General features: G+C 62.7%; 7 protein-coding genes. 3 read left to right on the forward strand and 4 right to left on the reverse strand.

Annotation, left to right across the window (positions count from 1 at the left end; translation table 11 throughout):
- From ACNPP0_RS13095 to ACNPP0_RS13105, 3 genes are all read right to left on the reverse strand, one after another.
- Nucleotides 1–560, reverse strand: a 560-nt coding sequence (locus tag ACNPP0_RS13095) for an AI-2E family transporter (protein ID WP_448706121.1), incomplete at its 3' end; no start/stop codon positions are given.
- A gap of 67 nt (nucleotides 561–627) precedes the next feature.
- Nucleotides 628–1,332 (reverse strand): DUF3053 family protein, encoded by a 705-nt coding sequence (locus ACNPP0_RS13100; protein ID WP_448706122.1) that lies wholly within the window; start codon nucleotides 1,330–1,332, stop codon nucleotides 628–630.
- A 179-nt stretch (nucleotides 1,333–1,511) separates the two neighbouring features.
- The gene (locus ACNPP0_RS13105) at nucleotides 1,512–2,033 is read right to left on the reverse strand and encodes a GNAT family N-acetyltransferase (RefSeq protein ID WP_448706123.1); all 522 of its coding nucleotides are present in this window, start codon (nucleotides 2,031–2,033) and stop codon (nucleotides 1,512–1,514) included.
- A gap of 123 nt (nucleotides 2,034–2,156) precedes the next feature.
- Between ACNPP0_RS13105 and ACNPP0_RS13110 the strand changes: the two genes are divergently transcribed.
- The 3 genes from ACNPP0_RS13110 (at nucleotide 2,157) to ACNPP0_RS13120 (ending at nucleotide 4,346) form a co-directional block, all read left to right on the forward strand.
- Complete coding sequence (locus ACNPP0_RS13110; RefSeq protein ID WP_448706124.1) at nucleotides 2,157–2,519, forward strand: hypothetical protein; 363 nt, start codon at nucleotides 2,157–2,159, stop codon at nucleotides 2,517–2,519.
- 741 nt (nucleotides 2,520–3,260) lie between these two features.
- The gene (locus tag ACNPP0_RS13115; RefSeq protein WP_046805520.1) at nucleotides 3,261–3,542 is read left to right on the forward strand and encodes a hypothetical protein; all 282 of its coding nucleotides are present in this window, start codon (nucleotides 3,261–3,263) and stop codon (nucleotides 3,540–3,542) included.
- A gap of 111 nt (nucleotides 3,543–3,653) precedes the next feature.
- The gene (locus ACNPP0_RS13120) at nucleotides 3,654–4,346 is read left to right on the forward strand and encodes a cytochrome b/b6 domain-containing protein (RefSeq protein WP_448706126.1); all 693 of its coding nucleotides are present in this window, start codon (nucleotides 3,654–3,656) and stop codon (nucleotides 4,344–4,346) included.
- Nucleotides 4,347–4,450: 104 nt separating this feature from the next.
- Here the strand turns inward: ACNPP0_RS13120 and ACNPP0_RS13125 are convergent, their stop codons facing one another.
- Nucleotides 4,451–4,909 (reverse strand): c-type cytochrome, encoded by a 459-nt coding sequence (locus ACNPP0_RS13125; RefSeq protein WP_046805522.1) that lies wholly within the window; start codon nucleotides 4,907–4,909, stop codon nucleotides 4,451–4,453.
- Between the last annotated feature and the right edge of the window lie 34 nt (nucleotides 4,910–4,943).

The following is a 4,943-nucleotide window of genomic DNA, read 5'->3' on the forward strand; positions in this document are numbered from 1 at the left end:
ATGCGCGCCGACAGCTCAGGCCCGTCACGCAGCAGGAAGAACAGCAGGTACAGCATGATGCCGAAGCTGATGACGAACTGGAACGTGTCCTGCCCGATGCTCAGCGCCTGGGTCGCAAGAAACTGGCTGGCCTGCATCGCGCCGGCACTGAGCTTTTCCTGCAGGCTGGGGATATCGGCCAGGTCGAAGCGCGCCAGCACGTCATGCACGGAAGGCGGCAACGCCGCCATGGCTTGCTGAAAATAGGCGCCAAAATTCAGTTCGCCCGACTTGATGCTCTGGTACAGGTTGGCGCCTTCCCGCACCAGGGAGCCGGTGATCGCCACCAGCGGCAGAATGACCAGCAGCAACACGCCCAGCAATGTAATCAGGGCAGACAGGTTGCGCCGCCCGCCCATGCGCTTGACCAGGCGGCGTTGCAAGGGTCCAAAGATGATGGCAAGAATGGCGCCCCAGAAAACGGCGCCGTAGAAAGGCCACAAGAGCCAGCCGAACGCGATGGAGACCACCGCGAGCAGGAGCAGAAAGGTTCTGTAGTGCAAGCTGGATGATTGGCTCATGTTCCGTTCCAGGCACGGCGATCGCCGCGAGACCCGCATTGTACAAAGCCCATGCAAGGCCGCTTGGTCACTCGCCGCGCTGCGCCGCCAACAATATCGTCCGGCGCGCCTGGGTAAGGGCGTCCGACTGTGCGTTCAGGCCTTGCAGGCGCAGGTTCAGTTCCTGTTGCAGCGTGGGCGTTGCCACGCGCGCCTGGTCGTCCACCAGCTGGATATCGCCAGCGTTGGCGGCCACGAAAGCTCCGACGGCCAGCGCATCGCGCGCCACCGAATCCAGTTTGGAAGCCGACCGCATGAGCTCGGTGGCGGGGCCGGTCACGGCCTCGTCGTACACGCCGTCATACACCGGCGCCAGATCCGCTGGCAATTCCAATTTGGCACGCGCGCTGTCCGCTTTCGCACGGGCGTCCTCAAGCCGGCCGGCGCTGTCCGCCAGCGTCTTGCGCGCCGCCTCGAAACCGCTTTGACGCTGGACGATTTCCCCCACGGATCGGATCGTTTCCAACTCAAGCACCGCGTGCATGTCCTGGGCCGACTTGGCCATTTTCTGCTGGAAATCGGTAATGACTTCATAGGCGTCGGCGTAGTCGCCCACCGCTTCCTTTTCCGCCTTGCTCAGGGCGGGCATGGACAGCAGCGCATCGCTATTGACCCGCGCTTGCAGCAGCTGGATGAACGCCGCGCGCTCCTGGGGCTCTTTATTGACGCACGCGGTTGCGAACAACAGCGACGCCGCTGCCAGAACCATCAGGCAGGCTCGCCACAATGACATGCGTATCCTCCTCGCCATGGCGGGTTGATGTATTGATCAATCGAGACGGCGCCGCCCCCTAGGCGGAAGCTGACGCATGAGGGCAGATTATCCCGAAGCGCCTGGCAGGCGCCGCCTATGGGTGGATTTTGTTGCGATCGAAGCGAGTTGACACAGGGGCGAGCAAAGGGCGCGATGGCTCACGGCTGGACCGGCCGTTTCGCCAGCGGATAAGCCATCGCACAGCGACGCGCGGGATCAAAGCCTGCTGCGGCCTCTGCACGCAAGCGCGCGTGCAAGCCAGGAGAATACGACGGCACCACCACATCGAAGCCCAGCCGCCGATAAAACGGCGCGTTCCAGGGCAGATGCAGGTCGGTGGTCAGCACCACGGCGTTGTAGCGGCCCGCCTGCCGTGCATGGTCCAGCACCGCCCGCATCAGCGCGCGGCCAAGACCGCGGCCTTGCTCGGGCATGGCCACGGAAATTTCCGCCAGGTAGAGGTCGCCGTCCATTGGCGTGGCCAGCGCAAACCCACACAGCCGCTCGCCGTGCACGGCGACCCACAGCAGGCCGGCGGTCCGCGCCTGATGCAACGTTTCCAACGGCAAGGTTTCGCCGCCGGCGGCCCACGCCATGTCCGTGCCGACAAAGCGTTGGGCGGCAGAGCGTTCGATGTCGGCCAGGCGGGCCAGGTCGCAAGGAAGGGCAAGTCGAATCATGATGGCCCGGGAGTATGCACCAATGGGTATGCGACGAGGGGCATGCGAGTAGGGGGATGCAACGAAGGGCCGTAAAATGCGGAATCCCGGCCAGCCGGCCTTCGTAACGTGGCACCGCACTTCATGACTCAACCACCCGCCTCTTCCAAGCCTTGGGGATTCACCCTGCCCGACTGCCGCGGCGCAGCCGCGCTGCTGTATTTCATGAACGACCTGGCTCGCGTGGTGAATCAGTACCTTGGACAGGGCCAGTTGTCGGACGACGCCTTGGCGGCCGCCCAAAAGGCCGTGGACGCGCTGGTCCTGCGCTATGCCGACCTTGACGCGGCGCCCGAGGCGTTCAACGACGAGAGCATCGTTCTGGCGCTGGAAACCGAACGCCAGCCCGACGGATCCATGGGCGCGCAAGTGGCGTTGCGGATGTCTGCGCGCCTTGAAGGGCTGATCATCGAGGCCCAGCACCAGGCCCGGCAGGCCGAGCACTGAGCCGGCTTCGGGAGCCTGGCCCGGCCCCTTAAAAAACACTTGCAAGGCGATAAAAGTCGCGATAATATCGACGACTAATGCATTTTCGCGCCCCATATTTCCCAGAATAAATTGGCCGAAAACATTAGACCAGGGGCTTGAACCCGGGTACCCGCCGCGAAAACCGCGCGCCACCCAGCCTCCCGGCATTGCAGTCTGATTTGCAAGAACTCCAGGTTTCCCAAAACCAATAACGAGAAAACCCGCGCGAAAAACGCGCGAACCATGCAAATCGCCAGCATCCGCCCGGATACATGGCACTACCCCGCCACATCTTCACCAATCCGCCAGTCCGGCTTGGAAAGAAGCAACAAGACACGTTGCAACCCGGATCGTGATTACCCATCACCTTCCAGGTCGCACAGCACCCGCCAGAGTCAACCCGCTCTGTGCGATCCCTTGAGCCCGCAGGCGCATGCACCGACATGGCAGCCTCAGGCTCGAACCAATGCCGTCCAGGACTGACCGATGGCATTGGGCCGTAGCACCCCCCGCAGTACCCCGTTACGCGCGCACGCAAAAAACATGAGAATGCGCAAACTGACGGCAACACTTATGCGTTAGTGTCATGCCTGCCCTGTCAAAACAAAACCCGGTGACAAGGCAACCGCGAGGACGCGAGGCGCTTTTGGTACGTCCGCCCTTCGCAGCATGCGCAACACGCAGCTTTTCTAATAACTAGAACTTAAGAGAACACACACCATGAATACTCGTTTCACTACCTCGGACCTGATCCGCCGCCCGGCTCACACGACGCTGGACAACACCCCGATCCATATCGGCGATATCGTTCATCTGCAACCGGCCAATGGCCCGGCCATTCGCGCAACCGTCATCTTCAACGCGCCGATCAACGGCACGACGACTTACACGACGGAAGTTGTGGCTTGCGGCAATACCACGCAGAAGGCCCCTGGCCAGCGGATCCGTTTTCGCCACGAACACGTGCATCGCATCGAATCGGTGCGCAACGCTTCGTACTAAACTTATCGGCGCTACGCGCCGATATCGCTGACAGCTTCGCCGCGCCTGGTGCGCGGCGATTTCATTGTTGCGTGATAAAGTCGCTCGCAACGCAGCCCTGGCACGCTCACCATGCAGAACAATCGACTCGCGGTTCGGATCTGGGACCTTCCCACCCGCCTCTTTCATTGGGCGCTAGTCGTCTGTATCGTCGGCGCGTACGTCAGCGTCAAGCTGGGCGGCCTGTATATGGACTGGCACGTGCGCTTTGGCTGTACGGCGCTGGGCCTGATCATCTTCCGCCTGCTATGGGGCATCGTCGGCCCGCGCTACGCGCGCTTTGCCACGTTTGTGCGCGGCCCAGGCGCGGTGGCCAAATACCTCAAGGGCGCCGCCGCGCCCGCCGGACATAATCCGCTGGGCGCCCTGTCGGTACTGGCGCTGCTGCTGGTCGTCGGCTTTCAAGCCGTCAGCGGCTTGTTCACCACCGACGACATCATGATGCAAGGGCCGCTGTTCGGTTACGTCAGCGCCGACACCTCGGGCACATTGACGTCGTGGCACAAGCTGAACGAATGGGTCATCATCGGCCTGATCGCGCTGCACCTGCTGGCCGTAGCGTGGTACGCGCTGGTGCGCCGCAAACGCCTGGTGCGAGCCATCATCACGGGCGATGTCGACGCCAAGGACCTGCCCGCCGGCACGCCGCCCGCACAGGACGGTTTCGCGGTGTGGTTGCGTGCACTGCTGCTGGGCGCATGCGTGACCGGCCTGGTGCTGTGGATACGGTCGCTGGAAGTCGTGGCGGACATGTCCTTTTCGTAATCCGCCACGCGCGGACACGGCGCCCGGAAAAAAAAAAAGCCCCTCGATACATCGAGGGGCTTTTTGCTGGGCAAGCAACGATGCCGTCGTCAGACGGCAGCGCCTTACTTCTTCTTGCGGTAGGAGTCGTGGCAGGCCTTGCAGCTGGCGCCCACGTCGCCGAAGGCGGCGCGCAGCTTGTCCAGATCGCCGGAATCAGCGGCGGCCGACAACTTGACGATGTTGTCCTGGAAAGCTTGTTGCTTTTGCTTGAAGCCCGCAGCGTCGCTCCAGATTTCGGGGCGAGCATCACCGCCTTCCGTTCCGGGCCCGAAAGCCGTCCACGGCAACGCCGACAAGGTCTTGAGCACTTCGACGTTGGCCTTGATCTGCGCGGCGTCGTAAGGCGCCTGGCCCTTGACCACCGGCGTCATGCGACCAAAGTGCGAAGCCATCAGCGTCAACGCCGATTGACGGTACTTGACCGCGTCTTCGGGCTTGGCGAACTGTGCCGAGGCGGTCGTCGCGAGCAACGGCGCCACGGTCATACAGGCCAACGCGACTAGCGTGGACAACTTTTGCATTGCAATCTCCCGTAAGGACAACAAGTATGGGGGG

Source organism: Achromobacter semiaridum, from assembly GCF_053543755.1.